This is a genomic window from Kitasatospora sp. NPDC094028 (assembly GCF_049543595.1).
Taxonomy (GTDB): domain Bacteria; phylum Actinomycetota; class Actinomycetes; order Streptomycetales; family Streptomycetaceae; genus Kitasatospora.
In genome coordinates this window covers 42,341-64,747 of sequence record NZ_JBMVFA010000012.1, presented here as the reverse complement: position 1 = coordinate 64,747, position 22,407 = coordinate 42,341, and the positions used below count along the sequence as shown (strand labels likewise).

The window sequence follows — 22,407 nt, the reverse complement described above, 5'->3', positions numbered from 1 at the left end:
AGGCTGACCCGGTGTTCGATCATCTGGAAATTCGGGTCACGGACCGGCGCCGGCCCCAGGTGCGCTTCCTCGCGGCCGGCGAGGACCTCATCGAGGAGTCGATCGGCCCCGGCGCGGACGGCCGCGGCCTCTCCCCCGTGCGGCAGTTCCCCCTCGACGAGCCCAGCCCCCTGCGGGCCGCCGAGGAGCCCCGCCGGGTGGTCCTGGCCGAGCCGGAGTGCACCGGAGGCTGCTGCGGCTACCTGACCGCCGTGATCCGGCGGATCGGCGACGTCGTGCTCTGGACGGACTGGGAGATTCCCGCGGACTCGACCCGGCCGCTGGAGTACACCTTCGACGCCGCCCAGTACGAGGCGGAGCTGGCCCGCGCCGCCGCCGACCCGTGGTGGCGCTCCCCGCGTGACGAGCCGGACCCCGGAGCCGCCGGGTAGCACTCAGGCGGCCCCCGGCGACGGTGGCCGCCGGCCGGCCGACCGCACCAACTCCCCCAGGACCGCGACGCCTTCGCTGATCTCGCCCGGTGAGCTCGCCGCGTAGCCGAGGACCAGGCCCGGCGGGGAGGGCAGCCGGGCGTGCCAGGTCAGGGGCTGGACCTTGACGCCGTGCGCCAGCGCCGCTTCGGCCAGCGCCACGTCGGTGCGGGCGGGGCCCGGTGGGAGGGTGAGCATCAGGTGCAGGCCGGCGGCGGCGCCGTGGACGGTGGCCTGCGGCAGGTGGGTGCGGATCGCGGCGATCATGGTGTCCCGGCGGCGGCGGTGGCGCCGGCGCACCAGCCGCAGGTGGCGCTCCAGGTCGCCGGACTCCATCAGCCGGGCCAGCACCAGCTGGGGCAGCGCCGGGTTGCCGAGGTCGGCGAAGCGCTTGGCCTCCAGCACGGCCCCGCGCAGCCGGGCGGGCACCAGCAGCCAGCCGGTGCGCAGCGCCGGGGCGAGCAGTTTCGAGACGCTGCCGAGATGGCAGACCTGCTCGGACAGGGCGGCGCGCAGGGCGGGCACCGGCGGGCGGTCGTAGCGGTGCTCGGCGTCGTAGTCGTCCTCCAGGACGAGGCCGCCGTCGGCCGCCCAGCCGAGCAGGTCGCGCCGCCGTTCGCCGCCGAGGACGACGCCGGTCGGGTACTGGTGGGCGGGCGTGAGCAGGACGGCCGGGGCGCCGGTGGCGCGCAGCGCGTCGACCCGGATGCCCTCGGCGTCGACGGGGACGGGCGGGGTCGCGGCGAGCCAGTGGGCGAGGTGCTGCCGGGTGCCGAGCGAGCCCGGGTCCTCGACGGCGACCTCGGTGACGCCCGTCCGGGAGAGGGTGCGGCCGAGCAGGGCGAGGGCCTGGGCGGCGCCGGCGACGATCAGCACCTCGTCGGGGTCGGCGCGGATGCCCCGGTTGCGGGCCAGCCAGTGGGCGACGGCCCGGCGCAGCGCGGGGGTGCCGCGCGGGTCGCCGTAGCCGAGGTCGGCGGCGGCGAGGCCGTCGAGGACGGCGCGTTCGGCGCGCAGCCAGGCGGTGCGGGGGAAGGCGGCGAGGTCGGGCAGGCCGGGGGTGAGGTCGATCCGGGCGGGGGCGGCGCGCAGGCGGTCGAAGAGCTCGGGGCCGGGGTCGGGGCCGGCGCGGAAGATCCCGGGTGCGGGGCGGGCGGGCGGCGGCGCGGTGGCGACGGCGGGCGCGGGCGGGCCGACGACGACGGTGCCGCCCCGCCCCCGGCCGTCGAGCTGCCCCTCCTCGGCGAGGCGCCGGTAGGCGTCGGTCACCACCCCGCGGGAGACGCCGAGTTCGGCGGCGAGCACCCGGCTGGCGGGCAACCGGCTGCCGGCCGGGAGGCGGCCGTCCGCGACGGCCTCGCGCAGTCGGCGGGCGAGCCAGTCGGTGAGGCCGCCGGGCGGGGCCTCGGCGGGGTCGAGCTGGAGGAAGTCGGCGCCGGTCTCGGCGGTTTTGGACCGGGCGAATGCCGCGCCTTTGGACCTGTTCACCGGTCCATAGTGGCGCGAGGGTTGAGCCATGACCACGGAAACGGCAGTAGAGAAGACCCACGGGAACGACCACGCCTACGTCCACGGCTATTCGGAGCGCGAGGCGCTGCGCCTCGGCGACCAGGCCGACACCCTCGCCCGGCTGCTGCACTCGGACACGGCGTTCCCGGCGGGCAGCCGGGTGCTGGAGGCGGGCTGCGGGGTGGGGGCGCAGACGGTGCACCTGCTGGCGGGCAGCCCGGGGGCGCTGCTCACGGCGGCGGACCTGTCGGCGGAGTCGCTGGCGCTGGCCCGCGCCCGGGTGGCGGCCGCGGCACCCGGCGCGCAGGTGTCCTGGCACCACGGGGACCTGCACGAACTGCCCTTCCCGGACGGCTCGTTCGACCACGTCTTCGTGTGCTTCGTGCTGGAGCACCTGGCCGACCCGGTGGCCGCCCTGGCGGCGCTGCGCCGGGTGCTGCGGCCGGGCGGGACGATCACGGTGATCGAGGGCGACCACGGCTCCGCGCTGTTCCACCCGGAGAGTCCGGCCGCCCGGCGCGCGATCGGCCACCTGGTCCGGCTGCAGGCCGACGCGGGCGGGGACGCCCTGATCGGGCGACGGCTGCACCCGCTGCTGACGGCGGCCGGTTTCGCCGAACCGGTGGTCCGTCCGCGCACCGTCTACGCGGACGCCAGCCGCCCGGGGCTGGTGGAGCATTTCACCCGGCGGACCTTCGTGGCGATGGTGGAGGCGGTGCGGGCGGACGCGCTGGACGGCGGGCTGACCACGGCGGAGGAGTTCGACCGGGGTCTGGCGGACCTGCGGCGGACGGCCGAGCCGGGCGGGACGTTCCACTACACCTTCTTCAAGGCGGTCGCGGTGAACGCGTGACCCGGGCCGGCGGCTCGACGCCGTCAGGGCCGGCCGAGGCCGAGCTCCTCGTACCGCGCGGCGACCAGGTCCGTACAGGCGGGCAGGCCGGGCGCCGGCGCGGGCGAGGCGTCGCGGATCACCTTCATCGCCATGACGAAGCGGCGGATGCGCAGGTTCGCGTCCACCTCGTCCCGGGCCTCGGCGGGCAGGGCGGTCCAGATCGGGTCTTCCATGGCGCCCATCCAAGGGGAGGCCCGCCCGGCCGGGCAATTGGTTTACCGCCACCCGGCACCGCGTCACCGCTCGGGCGGGCCGTTCACGTCGCCGAGGGCGGTGAGCATGGCGCGCATGCTCTCGACCAGGGCGGCGGTGCCGGCCTCGTCGAGGCCGGCGAGGAGGCGCCGCTCGGTGGCGAGGTGGTCGGGCAGGGCCCGCTCGATCAGCGCATGGCCCTCGGGGGTGAGGGCGACCTCGCGGCTGCGGCCGTCCTGGTCGCTGCGGGTCCTGGTGACCAGTCCGCGGGCCTCCAGGCGGTCGAGGCGCTGGGTGATGGCGCCGGAGGTCACCATGGCGGACTGCATCAGTCCGGTGGGGGTCAGGCGGTAGGGCGGGCCGCTGCGCTTCAGCGTGGCGAGGACGTCGAAGGAGGGGGCGTCGAGGCCGTGCGCGGCGAAGGTCCGGTCGAGTTCGCCGCTCACCAGCCGGTGCAGGCGCTTGAGCCGGCCGAACACCTCCATCGGGGAGACGTCCAGGTCGGGGCGCTCGGCACCCCACTGCGCGACGACGCGGTCCACATGATCTGTCACCGCTCCAGGGTAGGCGACACCCGAAGTTTCCTTAGTGCTCAGGTAACTGTGGGCCACCACACAGGTCCAGTCCTGTGGAAAATACCTTAGCGCTGAGATACATTGGCTTAGTGCTAAGACAACGCCTCGGAATCGTGCTGCTGACCGCCGTCGCCCCCGCGGTCTGGGGATCGACGTACCTCGTCACCACCGAATACCTGCCACCGAACCGCCCGCTCCTCGCGGCCACCCTGCGCGCCCTGCCCGCCGGCCTGCTGCTGATCGCCCTCACCCGCCGCCTGCCCAAGGGCAGTTGGTGGTGGCGCTCGCTCGTGCTCGGCGCGCTCAACATCGGGATATTCCTCGCCCTGCTGTTCATCGCCGCCTACCGCCTGCCCGGCGGGGTCGCGGCCACCGTGGGCGCCGTCCAACCGCTGGTCACCGCCGGGCTCTCGGCCGCCCTGCTCGGCGACCGGCTCACCCTGCGCACCGTGCTCTCCGGCATCGCCGGCGTCGTGGGCGTCAGCCTGCTCGTCCTGCGCGCCAACGCGCACCTCGACATGATCGGGGTGGTCGCCGCGCTCGGCGGCGCCCTGGTGATGGCCACCGGCGTCGTGCTCTCCAAGCGCTGGACCTCCCCCGCACCGGTGCTCGCCACCACCGGCTGGCAGCTCACCGCCGGCGGACTGATGCTCGCACCCGTCACCCTGTTCGTCGAGGGCCCGCCACCCGCCCACCTCACCGGCCAGAACCTGCTCGGCTACGCCTACCTCAGCCTGATCGGCGCCGCGATCGCCTACGCCCTCTGGTTCCGCGGCCTGCGCGCCCTCCCGCCGACCTCGGTCTCCTTCCTCTCGCTGCTCAGCCCGGTGGTCGCCACCACGCTCGGCTGGCTGGCGCTCGGGCAGGACCTCTCACCGCTGCAGGCGCTCGGCGCGCTGATCGTGCTCGGCTCGCTGATCGCGGCCCAGATCCAACGGCCCCGCGCGGCCGCCGCTCCCCCGCCCGGGCCCGAACCGGAACCCGCAGCCGCACCCGCACTCGGCACCGAGGACGCGCCCCCGCCCGTCCGCGAACGCGCCTGAGCCCCGCCCGCACCGCCACCACCCCTTCCGAGCACGAGGAGTCACCCATGCGCATCACCGTCTTCGGCGCCACCGGCAGCGTCGGCAGCCGGGTCGTCACCGAGGCCCTGGCCCGCGGCCACGAGGTCACCGCCGTCGTCCGGGACCGCGCCAAGCCGCACGACCTGCCACCGGCCGTCGCGGTCGCCGTGGCCGACGCCCGCGACGCGGAGGCCGTCACCCGGGCCGCCGCCGGGCAGGACCTGATCATCACCGCGACCCGGCCCGCGCCCGGCAGCGAGCACGAACTGCCCGCCGCCACCCGCGGCCTGCTGGCCGGCCTCGCCGGGACGGGCGTGCGGCTGCTCGCCGTGGGCGGCGCGGGCAGCCTGACCGTCCCCGGCACAGGCGGCACGACCGTCGTCGAGGACCCCGGCTTCCCGGCCGACATCCGGCCGATCGCGCTGGCCTGCGGCGAGCAGCTCGACCTCTACCGCGCCGAGTCCGAGGTCGACTGGACGTACCTGAGCCCCGCCGCGCTGCTGGAGCCCGGCGAGCGCACCGGCCGGTTCCGGATCGGCCGGGACGAACTGCTCGTCGACGCGGACGGGAACTCGGCGATCTCCATGGAGGACCTGGCCGTCGCCCTGCTCGACGAGGCCGAGCGGCCCGCGCACCGCCGCGCCCGCTTCACCGCCGCCTACTGAACCGGCACCCGCCGCACCCGGCACCCGGCGTTCGCCCCCGCACCCGCCCCGCGCCCGCCCCGAACGGGGTGTACCCAGCACCACCCCGGACAGGGGCGCGTGCTTGATCGACCGTCAGGACCACGGCGGGAAGGATCATTCCCATGAACACCACCGCATCCCGCAGCCGGCGCGCCGCCCTGACCGTCGCCGCCGCCGTCCTCGCCGGCCTGGCCGTGCCCACCGCCGCCCACGCCGACAGCCGTGACGCGGGCCGCGACCCCGGCGACGCCCGTCCGGTCCCGGCCCGCTACACCGCGCAGACGCTGAACTGGCAGCCCTGCGCCGGGCAACCGGCCCTCGACTGCGCCGCCATGACCGTCCCGCGCGACTGGCACCACCCCGACGCCGGGGCCGACCTGAGCATCGCCGTCTCCCGGCACCGCGCCACCGAACCGGCCAAGCGCAAGGGCGCGCTGATGATCGCCGCCGGCGGCCCCGGCGCCCAGAACGGCCGGCTGCGCCCGGCCGGCCTGGCCACCTCGGCACCGGCCGTCGCCGCCGCGTACGACATCGTCGGCTTCGACCAGCGCGGCACCGGCGACGGCACCCGGGCGGTGTGCCAGACCCCGGCGGAGTTCCAGGAGTTCCTGGCCGGCGACTACCGCGACCGGTCCCCCGCGGCGACCGACCGGGTCGTCGCCAACGCGCGCAAGTTCGCCGAGAGCTGCCAGAAGAACAGCGGCGACCTGCTGCCCTTCCTGAACACCGAGCAGAGCGCGCACGACATCGACCTGTTCCGCACCCTGCTCGGCGAGCGCAAGCTCAGCTACTACGGACCGTCCTACGCCTCGATGCTCGGCGCCTACTACGGCGCGCTCTTCCCGCACCGGGTCGAGCGGATGGTGCTGGACAGCAACATCGGCTTCGAGAGCACCTGGGAGCGGTTCGAACTCGGCCAGCCGATGAGCTTCCAGCGCCGCTTCGACGAGGACTTCGTGCCCTGGCTGGCCGCCCGCGACGCCACCTACCACTGGGGCTCGACGGCCGAGGAGGTCCGGGCGCACTGGGAGCGGGTCCGGGCCGGCCTGCACGACCGGCCGATCGTGGACGGCTCGTTGACGATCGCCCCGAACCAGCTGGACAACGGCGCGATCGGCGCGATCTACGAGGCCGCGAACTTCCACTACCTGGCGGAGGCGCTGACCGCCGTCGACGACTGGCAGGCCGCCACCCCGGCGGCCAAGGCGCTGGCCGGGAAGGTCTTCGGCCAGTACCTCAGCCCCGAGTTCCTGGCCCAGTACTTCTCGGTGACCTGCTCCGACACCCCGTGGGACCGGAGCCTGGACACCTGGATCGAGCGCGGCGCCGAACTGACCGCCCGCTACCCGCTGGCCGGGGCGCGCACCCTCGCGTTCAGCGCGGTCTGCGCCGCCTGGCCGACCGGCCCGGCGCCCAAGGTGAAGATCACCGGCGCCCACCTGCCGACCACCCTGATGCTCAACTCGGTGCACGACCCGGCCACCTACTACGAGGCCGCCCTCGGGGCGCACCGCGCGCTGCGCGGCTCCCGGCTGGTCACCGTCACCGGGAACGGCGACCACGGCCAGTACCCCACGGCCAACACCTGCGTCACCGATGTGGTCGAGCAGTACCTGCTGGCCGACCGCGCCCCCGAGCACGACCTCACCTGCCCCTCCCCGCAGGCGGGTTGACGCCCCGGCGGGTCAGCGCTCCGGCGGCGGCCCCGGCTTTCCCGCGCGGAGCCGGGTGCGCAGCCAGGCGAACGCGGCGGCCAGCCCGGCGAAGCCGCCGACCGCCAGCTTGATCCCGCCCTTGGCGACCAGCACGCCGACCAGCGGGACCCTCCACCCCAGCCAGCTGAGGAACGCCAGCATCACCGCGGCCCCGCACACGGCGGCCAGGACGGTGACCACGACGGCGGCGGGCCGCGACAACTCGCCTTCCCCGCCGCCGCCTTCCGCCGCTTCGTGGGCGTTCCCGTTCATGTGGTTCGTATCCCCGTCGACCATGGGTGCGATGGTACGGCCTCCGCGGCCGGGGGCGGTGTCGCGCGGACCCGACCGCGCTACCGGCAGGAGTGGTGGGTGTCCCCCGTGTGCTCGCCGGTCTCCTCGTCGGGGAAGCTGACGGCCAGCGTGACGCGGTACTCGTGCACGTCCTCCCGGTGGCCGGGGACGCGGGCCCAGGCCAGCGAGTGCACCTCGGCCTCGGGGGCCTGGCGGCACCAGGCGGCCGCCTCCTCCAGGGCGCGGGCGGCCGAACGCCCGGTGCAGACCACGGCGGTGTACGCGGCGACGGAGACGTCCCCGCCGCCCCGGCAGATCCGCGAGACCGCCCGGACGGCCGCGGCGGCCTGGGTCAGGTCCCGGGCCAGATCGTCCACGACCCGGGGAGGCGCCGGCAGGACGACCGACCCCTCGGCCACGGTCTCCGGCAGGTTCGCACTCACGGTCCGGCCCTCCATCCGCATCGCCATCGGGGCACAGCTTGCCGGGCACCCCGCGCTGGCATGCCCACTTTCACCGGAACGTCACCCGTCCAGGGCCGAGTTGGGGCCGTCCCCTGGCGCCGGGGTCACCGTCCTGCTAGGGACGGCCGGCGGGGCGGCGGACATCCCGGCTGGTCACACGGCCGGCGGCGGGCGCCGCCGGGGGGCACGGAACGACGCGCACGCACCACCTCCGTGCCCCGGGCCGCCCTCCCGCCCGCCGGAGCGCCCGGCCCGCCTCCGTTGTGCCCCCGGCCAACTCCTGTTCCCCCGAGGGGTCCTGGGGACGGCAGGGGCGACCACCCCGGCGTCTCCGCCGGAAGTTCACCGCAGGCACTCCGCCACTGTCAGATGGTCGTGATACTAATCATCCGGCGGAGCGTGCCGGCCGCCCACGGCGCGGCACGATGACGACGGCTCAACCGTTCCGGAGAGGACCGGGCGGCAACGGGGAGGGGCACCACATGGCGGCGAAGTTCGGCAGTCTCGGCAGCGCCGGAGGCGGGCGCAAAGTCAGGCTCGGCAAGCGGGTCACCGGTACGGCCGCGGCCTTCACCGCGCTGGCCGCGCTGGCCGGGTCGCAGGTGACGGGCCTGGGGCTGGCCCCGGTCGCGGCGGCGGACTCCGCCACGGCCGCCTCCGCCCAGGGCGATGTCACGGGCTCCGCGACGCCCGGCACCGGCACCCGCGTCCCCGCGGACGGCGGCGGCACCGTCCAGCTGCCGCAGCCGCCCGGCACCCTGCCCGCGCTGCCCGGCCTGCCCGGGGCGCCGGTGGCCGGGCCGTTCAGCGCCACCGGCGCGTCGCTGCCCGCCACGGTGTTCGCCGCCTACCGCCAGGCCGAGGCCTCGCTGGCGCAGCGCTCGCCGGGCTGCCACCTGCCGTGGCAGCTGCTGGCCGCGATCGGCCAGGTCGAGTCCGGGCAGGCGAACGGCGGCCGGGTGGACGCCGCGGGCACCACCCTGACCCCGATCCTCGGCCCCGTGCTGGACGGCAACGGCTTCGCCGCGATACCCGACACCGACGGCGGCCGCTACGACGGCGATCCCCGCTGGGACCGCGCGGTCGGGCCGATGCAGTTCATCCCGTCCACCTGGGAGACCTGGGGCGTGGACACCACCGGCAAGGGCAAGGCCGACCCGAACAACATCTTCGACGCCGCCGAGGCGGCCGGCCGCTACCTGTGCGCGGGCGGGCGCGACCTCTCCGACCCGGCGCAGCTCGACCGGGCGATCCTCAGCTACAACAACTCGACCGAGTACCTGCGCACCGTCAAGAACTGGATGGCCCACTTCGGCAGCGGCACGATCAGCACCGTCCCGGACGGCACGGGCTCCGCCCCGATCCCGCTGCCCTCGCCGTTCACCCGGCCCTCCGGCGCCGGCACCGGCTCGGGCGACGGCGGCACGGGCACGGCGCCGGCGCCGCAGCCCACCACCCCGGACACCCCGAGCCCGACGCCGAGCACGGCGCCCTCGCCCTCGGCGCAGCCGACCACCACACCCACGCCCAGCACCACGCCCACGCCCAGCACCACGCCCACGCCGTCCGGTTCGCCCTCGCCGTCCGCCAGCCCCTCGGCCACCCCGAGCGGCAGCCCGTCGCCGAGCGCCACGCCGACCACGACGCCCTCGGGCACCCCGTCCGGCACGCCCACCGGCTGCCCGAGCCCGACCGCCACGACCACGGCCACGCCGAGCGGCACCGCGACGCCGACCGGCTCGCCGTCCCCGACCGCGACGTCGAGCACCACGCCGTCCGCCGGCCCGTCCGCCACGCCCAGCGGCACCCCGACCGGCACGCCCACCGGCTGCCCGAGCCCCACCGCCACGACCACGGCCACGCCCGGCGCCACCGCCACGCCCACCACCACGGCCGGCCCGAGCGCGGCGGCGAGCGGCACCCCCAGTGCCTCGCTCTCGCCCTCGGCCACGCCGACGAAGTGAGCGACCAGGTGGGCTGAGCACCGCCGCAGCCACGCGAAAGGGCCCGGACCGCGCCACGCGGCCGGGCCCTTCGTCGTGCGTCAGAGGTGCTTGACCAGCTCCGGCATCAGGTCCTGGAAGGTGCGCCCGCTGGCCGGCTGCCCGATCGCGGCCATCTGCCAACCGTCCGGCGTGCGCTGCACCTTGGCCATGATCTGGGCGGTGTACGGGCCGCCGCCGGTCAGCGTGTAGCGGGCGAGCTCGGCGCCGGTGGTCTCGTCGACCAGGCGGCAGAAGGCCGCCTCGACCTCCTGGAAGGTCTGCCCGGTGAAGGAGTTGACGGTGAAGACGATCTGGTCGACCTCGGCGGCGATCCTGGTCAGGTCGACGGTGATCGACTCGTCGTCGGTCTGGTCGCCGGCGCCGCCGACCAGGTTGTCGCCGCTGTGCCGGACGGAGCCGTCGTCGCTGGTGAGGTGCTGGAAGAACACCACGTCCACCGGGCGCCCCTGGGCGAACAGCACGGCCGAGGCGTCCAGGTCGATCTGCTGGCCGGCGGAGAGCAGCTTGGCGAAGAACCCCTTGGGCTGCGCGGCCCGCCAGCCGAGGCCCATCCGGACCACGCTCAGCCGCCCACCGCCCGCCTTCTCCAGGCTGATCTTCTGCCCCTTGGCGAGCGAAACGCTCATTCCGCGCCCTCCTCGTTCCTGCCGCCGACTGCCGCGCATCCACGGCACCGCTGTGACGATTCGATCATCGGACGGCCCTTCCCGGACCCTACCCTCCGACCACTCCCGTCTCACCCCCGGCCGCGGCCCGCCCGGCCCCGACCGGCCCGGGGCCGATCAGGCGTCGCCTTCCAGCAGGTGCTGGCGCACCTCCTGGAAGGTCCAGGCCCCGCCGGCCGGCCGGGAGAACACCCACACCAGGTCGAACCGGTCCGGCCAGGCTGCGGGTGCGCCACTGCCGGCGGCGCCGAGCGCCTCGACGATCCGGGAGATCCGCGAGTGCTCCCAGCAGATCAGCACCGGCTGCGCCCCGGCCAGGGCGGCGGTGGCCAGTTCGCTCTCCTGGGACTCGGCGTAGCCGAGGTCGAGGGTGAGCCCGAGCTTGGCGGCGAGCGGGGTGACGGTCTGCCGCATCCGGTGGCCGCCGGCCAGCGGGCCCTGGTCGGTGGCCGCGAGGATCCGGGCCGGGGTGCGCAGCCCGGCGGCGGGCGGGACGAACAGGCCGGGCAGCGCCTTGGCGCGGTCCCAGCCGCGCTGGGTGAGGGACTTGCCGTCGTGCTTGCCGTTCTCGTCCAGGCCTGGCGTGTCGCCGGAGGGCTTCTCGCCGTGCCGGATGATCATCACGAAGGCCTCGTGGCCGGCGTCGCTCGCCTTGGCCACCGGGGTGTCCTTGCCCTTCTTGTCGCCCTTGTCCTTCTTGTCGGAGGAGGAGCAGCCGGCGAGCGCCAGCGGGGCGGCGACGGCCAGGCCGGCGAGCAGGGTGCGCCGGGACAGCGCGGTCCGGGGCAGCGCGGTCCGGGGCAGTGAGGTCCGGGGCAGTGCGGTCCGGGGCAGTGAGGTCCGGTCCTGGGCGCCGGTCATACGGCACCCCGCTCCAGCCGGACCAGCGCGTCGATCGCGTCGCGGCCGCTCCCGCCGCCTTCGCGGTGCCCGGGGTCGGCGCCGACCGGCCGGTGGACGCGCTCGGCGCGGACGGTGCGCAGGCCGTGGCCGGCGAGGTCGGCGAGGACGTCGTCGGGGGTGAACAGCACCGCCGGGTCCTGCGGGCCGCCGACACCCTCGGCCAGGTTGGTCAGGTCGTGGCCGACGACCAGCAGGGTGCCGCCGGGGGCGAGCGCGTCGGCGGCGCGGCGCAGCGCGGTGCGGCGGTCCCCGGCGGGCAGCTGCAGGTAGGCGACCAGGACGAGGTCGTAGCCGTCTGCCGGGGCCTCCAGGGTGCGGGCGTCACCGTGGCGCCAGGTGAGCCGGTCGGCGACCTCGTCGGGCAGGTCGGCGGTGAGCCGTTCGGCGCGTTCCAGGGCGACGGCGGAGAAGTCCAGACCGGTGACGTCCCAGCCCCGGGCGGCGAGCCAGATGGCGTTGCGGCCTTCGCCGGCGGCCAGGTCGAGGGCGTGGCCGGGGGTGAGTCCGGCCAGTTCGCGGACCACCCACCGGTTGGGCTCGGCGCCCCACACCAGTTCGCTCGCGGCGTAGCGGTCGTCCCAGTCCTGACTGTCCATGGCGCCTCCTCCGTTCGGCGGGCCTGCTCGGTACGGGTCAACCTACCGGGCCACCGGTTCCCCGGTCCGCCCCGGTCCGGCGGGTGGACACCTGGTCAGGCGTGGACGGCCGGTACGGCAGGCACTCTTGACGCCGAATATTGGTCCAGTCCAATCTGTTCTGTCGTGGCACGAACGGGCCGGCCGGCCCGCCGCGTCCGCGCACCGTTCGTCGACCCGCGACACCCGCCCCACCCCGCCCGCGCGCCCCCCACCGCGCCCGGGCCGGCTCCCTCGGCCCGCCCGGGCCACGCACCGCCGGAACCCCCACACATCCGGAGGACACCCCGCATGCACGACCGCGTCCTGCCCCCGCGGCCCGACCGGCCCGCCCGCGCGCACGCCGGGCACCGGGCCGACCGGCGCCGCCGCGCCACCGCCCTCGCCCTGGCCGCCACGCTCACCACCAGCGGCGCCGCGCTCGCCCTCTCGCTCGGCCCGGCCTCGGCCGCGCCGGTCGACCTGCTGGTCAACGGCGATTTCGAGACCGGCACCCTGGCCGGCTGGACCTGCGCCAACGGCTCCGTCGTCACCACCCCGGTGCACGGCGGGAGCCACGCGCTCAGCGGCGCCGCGTCCGGCTCCGACACCGCGCAGTGCCGGCAGACCGTCGCCGTCCAGCCCAACACCACGTACACGCTGTCCGGCTGGGTGCAGGGCAGCTACGTCTACCTGGGCGCCACCGGCACCGGGGTCGACTCCTCGTCCTGGACGCCCGGCGGCACCGGCTGGAGCCGGCTGAGCAGCACCTTCACCACCGGCGCGGGCACCACCTCGGTCACCGTCTACACCCACGGCTGGTACGGCACCGGCAGCTACTACGCCGACGACCTCACCCTGACCGGCCCGGCCGGGCCGACCTCCTCCGCCAGCCCCACGGCGAGCGGCAGCCCCACCGCCTCGGCCAGCCCGACCGCGTCCACCAGCCCGACCGCCTCGACCAGCCCCACGGCCTCCACGAGCCCCACCGCCTCCGGCAGCCCGACCGCTACCGGGAGCCCGACCGCCTCGCCGACCGCGACGGCCACCGCCAGCGGCCCGGCCGGGGACGGCAAGGTCACCACCCCGACCGGCCTGACGGTCAGCAAGGTCACCGCCGGCGCCGTGGTGCTGAACTGGCAACCGTCCACTCTCTCCACCGGGGACGGCCCGGTGGCCTACAAGGTGTGGTCCAACGGGCAGCCGGTCGCCACCTCGATGGGCACCTCGGTCGCGGTCAGCTCGCTGCTGCCCGGCCGCGCCTACACCTTTAGCGTCCAGGGCTACTCCGGCGGCCACGCCTCCGCCCAGTCCGCGCCGGTCGGCACCACGACCGCCGCCGCGCCCGCCCAGCAGCCCGTCCGCTCGGCCTACTTCGACCAGTGGGGCGTCTACGAGAACGCCTACTACCCGAAGAACGTCGACACCAGCGGCGCCGCGAACAAGCTGGACGTCGTCCACTACGCCTTCGCCAACATCGACCCGACGAAGTTCACCTGCTTCCAGGCGGTGAAGGCCTCCGACTCCGCCAACGAGTCGAACCCCAACGCCGGCGACGGCGCGGGCGACGCCTACGCCGACTACCAGAGCGGCTTCGGCGCCGGGAACAGCGTGGACGGCAGCACCGACGGCTGGGACCAGCCGCTCAAGGGCAACTTCAACCAGCTGCGCCAGCTCAAGGCCAAGTACCCGAACCTGCGCTTCACCATCTCGATCGGCGGCTGGACGTACTCCAAGTACTTCTCCGACGCGGCCGCCACCGACGCCTCCCGGAAGACCTTCGTCTCCTCCTGCCTCGACATGTTCCTCAAGGGCAACCTGCCGACCGGCGTCGCCGGGGACGCCTCCGGCGGCCCGGCCTCGGCGGCCGGCATCTTCGACGGCGTCGACCTGGACTGGGAGTACCCGGGCTCGGCCGGCGGCCACACCGGCAACCACTACTCCCCCGCCGACAAGCAGAACTTCACCCTGCTGCTGAAGGAGTTCCGCACCCAGCTGGACGCCCTCGGCTCCGCCCAGGGCAAGCGCTACCTGCTGAGCGCGGCGCTGCCCAGCGGCCAGGACAAGATCGCCCAGCTGGAGACCGACAAGATCGGCGCCTACCTGGACTACGCGGACGTCATGTCCTACGACATGCACGGCGCCTGGGACGCCAAGGGCCCGACCAACCACCAGGACCCGCTGCACGACAGCCCCGCCGACCCGACCACGCCGATCAAGCCCGGCACCCTCAAGTACAACGTCGACACCATGCTCGCCGCGTACACCACCGGCCTGTCCGAGTACGGCATCCCCGGCGGCTTCCCGGCGAACAGGATCGTGCTCGGCATCCCGTTCTACTGGCGCGGCTGGACGGGCGTCCCGGCCGGCTCGAACTACGGCCTGTACCAGAGCGCGACCGGCCCGACCGCGGCCAAGCAGCTGAGCCAGGAGGCCGGGCTGGCCGCCTGGAAGGAGCTCAACCCGAGCGCCGCGCAGACCCACTGGGACCCGGTCACCGAGAGCAGCTGGGTCTACGACGGCACCGACTTCTGGACCGGCGACACCCCGCAGGCCGTCCAGGCCCGTGGGGCCTACGCCAGGAACAAGGGGCTGGGCGGCCTGTTCGCGTTCTCCCTGGAGAACGACGACGCCTCCGGCACCATGCTCAACTCGATGGACGCCAGCCTGCACTGACGGTCCATCAGTGAACGTCGACGGCCCGCGCGGAGGCGTCCGCGCGGGCCGTCGCCCGTCCTCAGCGCTGCGGCACCGGGTCCGAGCCGCCCCGGCCGGGACGGCAGCGCAGCAGCCGGCCGGCCGTCAACCGGGCCCCGCGCAGGGCGCCGTGCCGGTGCAGCGCCCGCACCGCGTACGTCGAGCAGGACGGCGTGTACGGGCAGCAGGCCGGCCGCCGGGGGCTGACCTCGGTGCGGTAGTAGCGCACCGCGCCGTACAACACGCGGGCCGCGAACCCGCCCGGCGCGGGGGCGGCCGGGTCGGCGGCGCGTCGCCCGCGCGCGCCGGTGAGGGCGAAGCGGACGCCGGACGCCAGCATCACCGGGATGATCGCGATCATGCACGGGCTGGCGATGTCGCAGAAGGCGTCGCCGCAGCAGTCCAGGCAGCCGTCGTCCCTGCGGTCGCCCTTCCGGGCCGGCTCGGCCTTGCGGGCGGCGCGCCGGTACAGCTCCCACTGGTGGCGTTGCTTGCGCCGCCGGTCACGTTCCGCCGCGGGAAGCCACCACCAGGCCCGCTTCGGGCGCTCGGGCGGGTACTGGACGTGGGCGCCGAACTCCGGCGTCGGGCTGGACACTGCTGACGATCCCCTCGATGGCCTCGCCCGGGGACCGACCGCCGACCCCCGGAAATCCGGGCAAGATTATCCGAGGACGATCCGCCCGGATCCCAGTGGGTCCAGGTCTCCGCGGGTGAGGTCCCCGCAGGTCAGGGGCCCGCTCAGTCCTTCAGGTTGAGCGAGGGAAAGAGGTCCACGAACGGCTGGGTGGTCACCGAGACGCTGCGCGAGAAGGGATCGTCGAAGTCCCAGATCATGAACAGCAGGAAGGCGATCAGCGCGCTGAAGCAGCCCGCCAGGATCAACTCCCGCGGCGTGCGCCGGATCTGCAGCGCGAACAGCATGCCGACGGTCACCACCGCGCCGGTGATCAGACCGAACCAGACCACCCCGGGCATCGTCGGCCCGGCGTTCTGGCCGCGCTGGTCGCGGGCGTCGGAGGCCTGGCCGATCCGGTCCATGATCGGCTGGTAGGCCTGCGACTCCAGGTCCGAGGCCGGCGCCCGGGTGGCCACGTCGTTCTGGAGCTTGTCCAGCAGCTGGCCGCCCTTGTCGGTGAGGTCGCCGTGCTCGGCCATGTAGTCCCACTCGACGTTCACCACGTACGTGACGTAGCCGTCCACGTCGGCGCGGACCTGGTCGCGGAACTCCGCCGGGTAGACCACCGCCCGGTCGCTCACCTCGCGCAGCGACTGCGCCTCGCGGAACAGGTCGTCCTGGGCGGCGCCGCGCGCCTCCCAGACCCCGGCGATGGCGAGGCCGAGGACGATCGCGTAGACCACCCCGATCATCATCGTGATGTACTCGATGACGTCCGGGGTCTCGTGGTTGTTCTTCCCGGCACCCACCCTGCGGTGCCTCAGCAGCACCACCGCCACCACGACGGCACAGGCCGCCGCCATGGCGATGGCCAAGGCCACCCACTCGGACATGGGAACTCCTTTCTCTGGCTTGGCTCATGACGTGACGCGGAACTCGGGGGCGGCCGGGGACGGCGGTGCCGCCCCCGGGCCCCGGGGGGAATCAGGACTGCGCGGGGCCACCGTCACCGGCGCCGCCTCCGCGGCCGCCGACGCTGCCGCCTCGGCCACGGCCCGGCCGCAGGGCGGCCGCCGCCAGCACGGCGGGCACGGTGACCAGCAGCATCGTGGTGGTCGCCGGGGCGGCGTGGTGGTGCTTCGCGACCGGCAGCGGCTTGGCCGCCGGGGCGCGGTGCACGGGCCGCACGGACGGCGTCGGCCACAGCGGGCTCGGGCGCTCCGGGCTCGGCGGGGCCGGGCTGGGGGCCGCGGTGACCGCCTGGGCGGCGGGCGGTGCCGGGGCGGCGGGCACCGGCGGCGGGGCTGCCGGGGCGGGCGCCGCGGGGTCCGGGGCCGCCGGGGCGGGTGCGGGCGGCGCGGCGGGGGCTGCGGGCGCGGGCGGCACGGGCACCGGCACAGGCGGTGGCGGCGCCGGGGACGCGGGCGGCGGCGGGCTGGGTGGCGGCGGAGTCGGCGAGGGCGGCGGCGGCGTGGGGGTGGGCCGCGGGCTCGGCGAGTGCGTGGGCGTGGGCGTGGGGGTCGGCGTCCGGGTGGGCGTCGGAGTGGGAGTGGGGCTGGGCGTGTGGGTGGGGCTCGGTGACGGCGAGTGGGTCGACGGCGGGGTCGCGCTCGGCGTCGGGGTCGGCGTCGGGCTGGGGCAGGGGTGCGGGTGGTGATGGTGGTGATGGTGGTGGTGCCCGCCGTGGTCACCGTGCCCGTTGTGGTCACCGTGCCCGTCGTGGTCACCGCGCTCCCCCTCGTCGCCGCCCTCGTCGTCCGAGCGCCCCGGCTGGTGCCGGAGGCCGGCCGAGGCCGAGGGGGACGGCGCGGACGGCGCGGTCGGCTCGTCGTCGCCGACGCTTGGGCGGGGGTGGCAGTGGTGGTGGCCGTGCGGGGGCCGGGGCCCGTGGTGGCGCTCTCCCGTGTTCGGGTCGACGGTGACCTCGACCTGGACGTCCACGTCGACGCCGACGTCCACGCCACCGCCCGGGCCGACCTCCGTCGACACGTCGGTCTCGCTGCACACGCAGGTGTCGACGGCCGGGCCGTGGTGCCCGCCGTGCCGCTCGGCGCCGTTCGCGGTCGCTCCGCCGACCAGCGCGAACATCGCGATCACGCCGACCGTGGCGCCGGCCAGCCGCACCCGACGCCCGGGGGCCGCGGTCCCGCCGCCGTGCAGCGGTATCCGTCGGAACTGCCGACGCTGCGGCATGGGCTCCACACACCTCTCGGGTCTCGGGTCACGCGGCGGGGGTCTCCGGGCGCTCGCTTCGCCGGCTCACGCAGATCTCCGCTCGCGCGAGGAGGGCGAAAGCGGTCAAATCCCGATCAAAATCGGTCGCATACGACCATGGGTGATGCGCCCCCTCGCAAGCGACCAGGGGACGCCACAGGAATCAGCCGGACGGCCCGCCGCCGGGGGCGGGCCGTCCGTCATCAAGAAAAACGATCTTCACGCCGACCGGTTACGGCCCGCACGCACCGACCGGCCCGCTCAGTGGCGGCGGTGGGCGATCTCGACGTTCTCCAGCACACCGACCGCGTCCGGCACCAGGATCGCGGCCGAGTAGTAGGCGCTGACCAGGTACGAGATGATCGCCTTCTCGTCGATCCCCATGAAGCGGACCGAGAGCGAGGGCTGGTACTCGTCCGGGATGCCGGTCTGGTGCAGGCCGATGACGCCCTGGTTGTCCTCGCCGACCCGGATCACCATGATGGAGCTGGTGTTCTCCTTGGTGATCGGGATCTTGCTGCAGGGCAGGATCGGCACCCCGCGCCACGCCGGCACCTGCTGCCCGCCGAGGTCGACGTGGTGCGGGTAGAGGCCGCGCGCGTTCAGCTCCCGGCCGATCGCGGCGATCGCCTTGGGGTGGGCGAGCAGGTAGTCGGGGTCGCGGCGGCGGTTGAGCAGCTCGTCCAGGTCGTCCGGGGTGGGCGGGCCGGAGTGGGTCTGGATCCGCTGGTCGAAGTCGGCGTTGTTCAGCAGGCCGAACTCCGGGTTGTTGACGATCTCGTGCTCCTGGCGCTCGCGCAGGGCCTCGATGGTCAGCCGGAGCTGGTGCTCGATCTGGTTCATCGGCTGGTTGTACAGGTCCGCGACACGGGTGTGGACCTTGAGGATGGTCTGGGCGACGCTCAGCTCGTACTCGCGCGGCTTGAGCTCGTAGTCCACGAAGGCGCCGGGCAGCTCGTACTCGCCGTGGTGGCCGGCCGACAAGGCGATCTCGGCCTCGCCGCGCTCGTTCTGCGCCTGGAGCGGCAGCGAGAGGAAGTTCTGCAGGTGCTCCTGCAGGCTCGGCGCGTTGTCCCGGATCTGGGCGAAGTCGGCCCGGCTCAGGGTCAGGGCGACACCGGAGGTGGCGGTCTTCGCGGTGAACTCCCAGGTGGCGTCCGGGTTCAGCAGCGCGTCGTCACCGAAGCGGTCGCCGTCGCCGGCCACGCCGACCACGGTCTCGTCACCGTACTTGCCGGTGCCGATCTTGTTGATCTTGCCGTGCGCGATCAGGAAGATCTGGTCGGCCGCCTCGCCCTGGGTGGTGAGCACCTCGCCGGGGCCGAAGTCGCGCTGCCGGCAGCGGTCGGCGAGGGCGGTGAGCACCTCGTCGTCCTCGTAGCCGCGCAGCAGGGCGAGTTCGCCGAGCTCCTGCGGGATCACGCGGACCTGGGAGCCGGTCTTGATGAACTCCACCACGCCGTTGCCCACGGTGTAGGTGAGCCGCCGGTTGACGCGGTAGGCACCACCGTTGGCCTGCACCCAGGGGAGCACCTTGAGCAGCCAGCGGGAGGTGATCTCCTGCATCTGCGGCGCGGACTTGGTGGTGGTGGCGAGGTTGCGGGCGGCGGCCGTCGCAAGGCTCTGCTGCCGGTCCTGCTGTGTCTCCGGGCTCGTGTCCACGGACATCGGCAGGGGTCTCCATTCGTGAGGTCGGGACACGCGGCCAGGGCCGTACGGTGCCCTGGGCAGGTGCCATCACGGATCATCAGATCCGCTGGACAGTGGGGGTGTTGGCGCATTTCGCGAGTACGGCCGCCGTCTCGCGGCGGCCCATCCGGAACCCTAGATCACCAGAACCCGACTGGACCCGCACGGCGGCCCAGTACCCCCCGATAGGGTGAATCTCGCACGGTCCGGCCCGAGTTGGCGGGGCGGGCACAACATCATCCGGGCACCGCCGCGGCCCGGCGCCACCAACGGCCGCCCGGCCGGAACGGCCCGGCCGCGCGCGGCGGCGGCCACCGTCAACCCGGCACGCCGACGAGCCGGTTGCCGCCCACCCTCCGGGCACGGAGCACCGGGTGGCGCCAACGGGAAGGCGGGGCGGGCGAGGGCCCGGACGGCGGGCCGGAGAGCGGCCCGGCGGCCGGATCGGCGGGCGGATCGGCGGGCGGATCGGGCGGTGGCTCGGCCCGGCGGCGCAAACGCCGGAAGCCCGCCGGGTGCCGGTACGGGGGTGGCCGGCACCCGACGGGCGGTCGGGGCGTGCGGACCGGACGGCCGGAGCCGACCTGTCCTGCACATGCCCATGCAGCATAGAGGGTCGACGCCGCCCGTGTGGCCCCCTTCGGCCAGGATCGGTACCGACGCATGAGCGGCGGGCGGACGGACCGGACCCACAGCACGGGTTCCGGCCCCGGCACCCCGCCCGGAGGCCTATGCTCCTCCGCCCCCTCGGGCACCGGCCCGGCGGGCACGGCCGGGGCGCCCGGGCCGGCGACGCGGCGCCCGCCCGTCCGCCCGTCCGGCCGCGATGCGCCGGACCCCTCCTACCGGACCGGTGGCGGCAGCACCGCGCAGAGCGCGGCGAGCGCGGCCGGGTAGGCGTGGTCCGGCGGGGTGGCGTAGCCGACCACCAGGCCGTCGACGACCGGCATCGCCTCCGGTCCGGCCGCCGGGTGCCGGTAGTCGGCGAGCCCTTCGACGGCGAGGCCCCGGTAGGCGGCGGCCTTGAGCACCGAGCGCTCGGTGCCGGGCTCCAGCCGCAGCACGGCGTGCAGCCCGGCCGCGATGCCGGTCGCCTCGACGTGCGGGGCGTGCGCGGCGAGGGCGGCGACCAGGCGGTCGCGGCGCTCCCGGTAGTGGCGGCGCATCCGGCGCACGTGCCGGTCGTAGCCGCCGGAGGCGAGGAACTCGGCGAGGGTCAGCTGGTCCAGGGCGCTGGCCCAGCCCTCCCGTTCGCCCTTCGCGGCGAGCACCCGGTCGACCAGGTGGTCCGGCAGCACCATCCAGCCGAGCCGCAGCGCGGGGCTGAGGCTCTTGCTGGCGCTGCCCAGGTAGACGACCCGCTCGGGGTCGAGGCCCTGGAGGGCGCCGACCGGCTGCCGGTCGTAGCGGAACTCGCCGTCGTAGTCGTCCTCCAGTACCAGCCCGCCGCGGCCGCGCGCCCAGTCGATCGCGGCGGCGCGGCGGGCGGCGTGCAGCGGGCCGCCGGTCGGGAACTGGTGGGCGGGGGTGAGCAGCACCGTCCGGACGTCCGGGTGGCACGCCAACTCGTCGACCCGCGCGCCCTGTTCGTCGATCGCCAGCGGACGGGCGGCGACCCCGGCGGCGGCCAGCAGCGCGCGGTGGTAGCCCAGCCCGTACGCCTCGACGGCCAGCGGGCCCTGCTCGGCGGGCGGCAGGACGGGCGCCGAGCCGTCGAAGAGCAGCCGCAGGGCGTGGGCGAAGCCGGAGCAGACCACGATCCGGTCCGGGTCGGTGCGCACGCCGCGGACGCGGGCCAGGTAGTCGGCGAGGGCGGTGCGCAGTTCGCGCCTGCCGCGCGGATCGCCCGGGCCGAAGGCCTCGTTGGGCGCGGCGGTGAGGGCGCGGCGGGCGGCGGCGAGCCAGGCGGTGCGGGGGAAGGCGGCGGCGTCGGGCTGGCCCTGGCGCAGGTCGTGCACCGGCCCGGGGCGGGTCGAGGGCCGGCGGGCCCGGGCGGGCGGAACGGGCGCGGCACGCTCGGCGACGGTGGTGCCGGAGCCCTGGCGGGCGGTGAGCCAGCCCTCGGCGACGAGTTCGGTGTACGCCTCGGCGGCGGTGTTGCGGGCCAGTCCGAGGTCGGCGGCGAGCGCGCGGTAGGGGGGCAGCCGGGTGCCGGGCGCCAGCCGTCCGCTGCGGATCGCCTCGCGCAGGGCGGTCATCAGGGCGGCGCGGCGGCCGCCGGTGGCGGGGAGGTCGAGGTGCAGGTCGCTGCCGGTGGGGCGGGCCGGCCCGGGGGGATGCGCGCCCGGCGTGTCCGTCATGGTCACGCACCCTACCCGCCGGCCGACCCCCGCCCGGCGGGCGGGCTCGCACCCCGCGCGGCCTGCGGGATCCCCGGGGCGCCCGGGGCCCGGGCGTCCCCTGGGACCCCTGGGACCGGAGGGGCCCCAGGGACTGGAGGGGTCTAGGGGACGACGGTGACCGGCCAGCGGCCGGCCTTCACCAGGCGGACGGCCACCGAGCCGATCACCTTGTGTCCGGCCTGTTCGGAGACGCCGACCACGACGGCGTCCGCGCGCAGCTCGTCGGCGAGCTTGGCGAGGCCGGTATAGGGGTCGCCGCGCATGGTCAGGAACTGCCAGTCCACCCGCCACACCTCGCGCACCCGGTGCTCGGCCTCGCGCAGCGCGGCCAGCAGCTCCTCGGCGATCTCCTGGGTGGTCTCCTCCACCACGGCCCCGGCCAGTGCCGTGGCGGCGGCGAGGACGGGCTGGACGTAGACGACGGCGAGGAGGGCGCCCTGCCGGCGGGCGAGTCCGGCGGCGTAGGCGGTGGCCCGCCAGGAGGAGTCGGAGCCGTCCAGGCCCGCCAGGATCACCCGGGGGCCGTCCGTGCCCAGTTCGAAGCCGGTGGGCGCGACCACCGCCTCCGGGTCGTGGGCGGCCGCGCCGCCGGTGCCCGCCCCGCGGGCCCCGCCGACCGCACCGCCGACCGCCTCCGCGTCCGCCGCATCGCTCTCGTTGCTCATGGCGTCGAGGCTATGCCCGCCACGGTGGGTGGCCACGGCGGGCACTCCGGGTGAGGGCTGTGGCGCGGGCCACCCCGGGCGGCGGCCGGGCGGGCGGATTCGGCACCGGGGGCGGGCGAGCCGTCACGCGCTGTCGACGATGTGCGCGGC

At 75.5% G+C, this 22,407-nt stretch carries 21 protein-coding genes; 7 read left to right on the top strand and 14 right to left on the bottom strand.

What is annotated here, in order from left to right; genetic code table 11:
- Positions 1-11 precede the first annotated feature (11 nt).
- Entirely contained in the window at positions 12-431 is a 420-nt protein-coding gene (locus tag ACPC54_RS19850; protein ID WP_498966354.1) for a hypothetical protein, read from the top strand.
- Positions 432-434: 3 nt separating this feature from the next.
- Here the strand turns inward: ACPC54_RS19850 and pdxR (ACPC54_RS19845) are convergent, their stop codons facing one another.
- Positions 435-1,958 carry a MocR-like pyridoxine biosynthesis transcription factor PdxR gene (gene pdxR / locus ACPC54_RS19845; RefSeq protein WP_498966353.1) on the bottom strand — a complete coding sequence of 508 codons (1,524 nt, stop codon included), beginning with the start codon at positions 1,956-1,958 and terminating at the stop codon, positions 435-437.
- Positions 1,959-1,986: 28 nt separating this feature from the next.
- On the opposite strand from pdxR (ACPC54_RS19845), the gene ACPC54_RS19840 reads away from it, so the two are divergent.
- The gene (locus tag ACPC54_RS19840; RefSeq protein WP_498966351.1) at positions 1,987-2,832 is read left to right on the top strand and encodes a methyltransferase domain-containing protein; all 846 of its coding nucleotides are present in this window, start codon (positions 1,987-1,989) and stop codon (positions 2,830-2,832) included.
- Between the two features lie 23 nt (positions 2,833-2,855).
- On the opposite strand, the gene ACPC54_RS19835 is transcribed toward ACPC54_RS19840, so the two are convergent.
- Both ACPC54_RS19835 and ACPC54_RS19830 read right to left on the bottom strand, forming a co-directional pair.
- Positions 2,856-3,047 carry a hypothetical protein gene (locus ACPC54_RS19835; RefSeq protein ID WP_498966350.1) on the bottom strand — a complete coding sequence of 64 codons (192 nt, stop codon included), beginning with the start codon at positions 3,045-3,047 and terminating at the stop codon, positions 2,856-2,858.
- 63 nt (positions 3,048-3,110) lie between these two features.
- Positions 3,111-3,620 carry a MarR family winged helix-turn-helix transcriptional regulator gene (locus tag ACPC54_RS19830; protein ID WP_498966348.1) on the bottom strand — a complete coding sequence of 170 codons (510 nt, stop codon included), beginning with the start codon at positions 3,618-3,620 and terminating at the stop codon, positions 3,111-3,113.
- A gap of 110 nt (positions 3,621-3,730) precedes the next feature.
- Between ACPC54_RS19830 and ACPC54_RS19825 the strand changes: the two genes are divergently transcribed.
- The 3 genes from ACPC54_RS19825 (at position 3,731) to ACPC54_RS19815 (ending at position 7,064) form a co-directional block, all read left to right on the top strand.
- Positions 3,731-4,684 carry an EamA family transporter gene (locus ACPC54_RS19825; protein WP_498966347.1) on the top strand — a complete coding sequence of 318 codons (954 nt, stop codon included), beginning with the start codon at positions 3,731-3,733 and terminating at the stop codon, positions 4,682-4,684.
- Between the two features lie 47 nt (positions 4,685-4,731).
- Entirely contained in the window at positions 4,732-5,370 is a 639-nt protein-coding gene (locus ACPC54_RS19820) for an NAD(P)-dependent oxidoreductase (RefSeq protein ID WP_498966346.1), read from the top strand.
- A 143-nt stretch (positions 5,371-5,513) separates the two neighbouring features.
- Complete coding sequence (locus ACPC54_RS19815; protein WP_498966345.1) at positions 5,514-7,064, top strand: alpha/beta hydrolase; 1,551 nt, start codon at positions 5,514-5,516, stop codon at positions 7,062-7,064.
- A 12-nt stretch (positions 7,065-7,076) separates the two neighbouring features.
- On the opposite strand, the gene ACPC54_RS19810 is transcribed toward ACPC54_RS19815, so the two are convergent.
- Both ACPC54_RS19810 and ACPC54_RS19805 read right to left on the bottom strand, forming a co-directional pair.
- Complete coding sequence (locus ACPC54_RS19810) at positions 7,077-7,382, bottom strand: hypothetical protein (protein ID WP_498966344.1); 306 nt, start codon at positions 7,380-7,382, stop codon at positions 7,077-7,079.
- Positions 7,383-7,438: 56 nt separating this feature from the next.
- On the bottom strand, positions 7,439-7,822 hold the full coding sequence (locus ACPC54_RS19805) for a hypothetical protein (protein WP_498966343.1): 384 nt from the start codon (positions 7,820-7,822) through the stop codon (positions 7,439-7,441).
- 503 nt (positions 7,823-8,325) lie between these two features.
- Here ACPC54_RS19805 and ACPC54_RS19800 point away from each other — a divergent pair.
- Positions 8,326-9,807, top strand: a complete 1,482-nt coding sequence (locus ACPC54_RS19800) for a lytic transglycosylase domain-containing protein (protein ID WP_498966341.1) — start codon at positions 8,326-8,328, stop codon at positions 9,805-9,807.
- 80 nt (positions 9,808-9,887) lie between these two features.
- Here the strand turns inward: ACPC54_RS19800 and ACPC54_RS19795 are convergent, their stop codons facing one another.
- The 3 genes from ACPC54_RS19795 to ACPC54_RS19785 all read right to left on the bottom strand — a co-directional run bounded on the left by ACPC54_RS19795 (position 9,888) and on the right by ACPC54_RS19785 (position 12,013).
- Positions 9,888-10,475: a TerD family protein gene (locus ACPC54_RS19795; RefSeq protein ID WP_498966339.1), complete on the bottom strand. Its 588-nt coding sequence runs from the start codon at positions 10,473-10,475 to the stop codon at positions 9,888-9,890.
- A gap of 156 nt (positions 10,476-10,631) precedes the next feature.
- Positions 10,632-11,375 (bottom strand): hypothetical protein, encoded by a 744-nt coding sequence (locus ACPC54_RS19790; RefSeq protein ID WP_498966337.1) that lies wholly within the window; start codon positions 11,373-11,375, stop codon positions 10,632-10,634.
- On the bottom strand, positions 11,372-12,013 hold the full coding sequence (locus ACPC54_RS19785; RefSeq protein WP_498966336.1) for a methyltransferase domain-containing protein: 642 nt from the start codon (positions 12,011-12,013) through the stop codon (positions 11,372-11,374). The genes ACPC54_RS19790 and ACPC54_RS19785 overlap by 4 nt, the downstream gene beginning before the upstream one ends.
- A 330-nt stretch (positions 12,014-12,343) precedes the next feature.
- Between ACPC54_RS19785 and ACPC54_RS19780 the strand changes: the two genes are divergently transcribed.
- Positions 12,344-14,707, top strand: a complete 2,364-nt coding sequence (locus ACPC54_RS19780; protein ID WP_498966335.1) for a glycosyl hydrolase family 18 protein — start codon at positions 12,344-12,346, stop codon at positions 14,705-14,707.
- 61 nt (positions 14,708-14,768) lie between these two features.
- Here ACPC54_RS19780 and yidD read toward each other — a convergent pair whose 3' ends face one another.
- The 6 genes from yidD to ACPC54_RS19750 all read right to left on the bottom strand — a co-directional run bounded on the left by yidD (position 14,769) and on the right by ACPC54_RS19750 (position 22,257).
- Positions 14,769-15,326 (bottom strand): membrane protein insertion efficiency factor YidD, encoded by a 558-nt coding sequence (gene yidD / locus ACPC54_RS19775; RefSeq protein ID WP_498966333.1) that lies wholly within the window; start codon positions 15,324-15,326, stop codon positions 14,769-14,771.
- Positions 15,327-15,469: 143 nt separating this feature from the next.
- Positions 15,470-16,240 carry a bestrophin-like domain gene (locus tag ACPC54_RS19770; RefSeq protein WP_498966331.1) on the bottom strand — a complete coding sequence of 257 codons (771 nt, stop codon included), beginning with the start codon at positions 16,238-16,240 and terminating at the stop codon, positions 15,470-15,472.
- Positions 16,241-16,331: 91 nt separating this feature from the next.
- Entirely contained in the window at positions 16,332-17,540 is a 1,209-nt protein-coding gene (locus ACPC54_RS19765) for a hypothetical protein (RefSeq protein WP_498966330.1), read from the bottom strand.
- A gap of 282 nt (positions 17,541-17,822) precedes the next feature.
- Complete coding sequence (locus ACPC54_RS19760; protein ID WP_498966328.1) at positions 17,823-19,229, bottom strand: family 2B encapsulin nanocompartment shell protein; 1,407 nt, start codon at positions 19,227-19,229, stop codon at positions 17,823-17,825.
- 863 nt (positions 19,230-20,092) lie between these two features.
- A complete protein-coding gene (gene pdxR, locus ACPC54_RS19755) occupies positions 20,093-21,550 on the bottom strand; it encodes a MocR-like pyridoxine biosynthesis transcription factor PdxR (RefSeq protein WP_498966326.1) in 1,458 nt (485 codons plus the stop codon).
- Positions 21,551-21,693: 143 nt separating this feature from the next.
- On the bottom strand, positions 21,694-22,257 hold the full coding sequence (locus ACPC54_RS19750; RefSeq protein ID WP_498966324.1) for a universal stress protein: 564 nt from the start codon (positions 22,255-22,257) through the stop codon (positions 21,694-21,696).
- Positions 22,258-22,407: the final 150 nt, after the last annotated feature.

What these genes read in the sequence shown, in the direction of transcription:
- ACPC54_RS19840 (WP_498966351.1), top strand. Translation starts at nt 1,987, where the DNA reads ATGACCACGGAAACGGCAGTAGAGAAGACCCACGGGAACGACCACGCC.
- ACPC54_RS19835 (WP_498966350.1), bottom strand. Translation starts at nt 3,047, where the DNA reads ATGGAAGACCCGATCTGGACCGCCCTGCCCGCCGAGGCCCGGGACGAG.
- ACPC54_RS19820 (WP_498966346.1), top strand. Translation starts at nt 4,732, where the DNA reads ATGCGCATCACCGTCTTCGGCGCCACCGGCAGCGTCGGCAGCCGGGTC.
- ACPC54_RS19815 (WP_498966345.1), top strand. Translation starts at nt 5,514, where the DNA reads ATGAACACCACCGCATCCCGCAGCCGGCGCGCCGCCCTGACCGTCGCC.
- ACPC54_RS19810 (WP_498966344.1), bottom strand. Translation starts at nt 7,382, where the DNA reads ATGGTCGACGGGGATACGAACCACATGAACGGGAACGCCCACGAAGCG.
- ACPC54_RS19800 (WP_498966341.1), top strand. Translation starts at nt 8,326, where the DNA reads ATGGCGGCGAAGTTCGGCAGTCTCGGCAGCGCCGGAGGCGGGCGCAAA.
- ACPC54_RS19795 (WP_498966339.1), bottom strand. Translation starts at nt 10,475, where the DNA reads ATGAGCGTTTCGCTCGCCAAGGGGCAGAAGATCAGCCTGGAGAAGGCG.
- ACPC54_RS19790 (WP_498966337.1), bottom strand. Translation starts at nt 11,375, where the DNA reads ATGACCGGCGCCCAGGACCGGACCTCACTGCCCCGGACCGCACTGCCC.
- ACPC54_RS19785 (WP_498966336.1), bottom strand. Translation starts at nt 12,013, where the DNA reads ATGGACAGTCAGGACTGGGACGACCGCTACGCCGCGAGCGAACTGGTG.
- ACPC54_RS19780 (WP_498966335.1), top strand. Translation starts at nt 12,344, where the DNA reads ATGCACGACCGCGTCCTGCCCCCGCGGCCCGACCGGCCCGCCCGCGCG.
- ACPC54_RS19770 (WP_498966331.1), bottom strand. Translation starts at nt 16,240, where the DNA reads ATGTCCGAGTGGGTGGCCTTGGCCATCGCCATGGCGGCGGCCTGTGCC.
- ACPC54_RS19765 (WP_498966330.1), bottom strand. Translation starts at nt 17,540, where the DNA reads ATGCCGCAGCGTCGGCAGTTCCGACGGATACCGCTGCACGGCGGCGGG.
- ACPC54_RS19760 (WP_498966328.1), bottom strand. Translation starts at nt 19,229, where the DNA reads ATGTCCGTGGACACGAGCCCGGAGACACAGCAGGACCGGCAGCAGAGC.
- pdxR (WP_498966326.1), bottom strand. Translation starts at nt 21,550, where the DNA reads ATGACGGACACGCCGGGCGCGCATCCCCCCGGGCCGGCCCGCCCCACC.
- ACPC54_RS19750 (WP_498966324.1), bottom strand. Translation starts at nt 22,257, where the DNA reads ATGAGCAACGAGAGCGATGCGGCGGACGCGGAGGCGGTCGGCGGTGCG.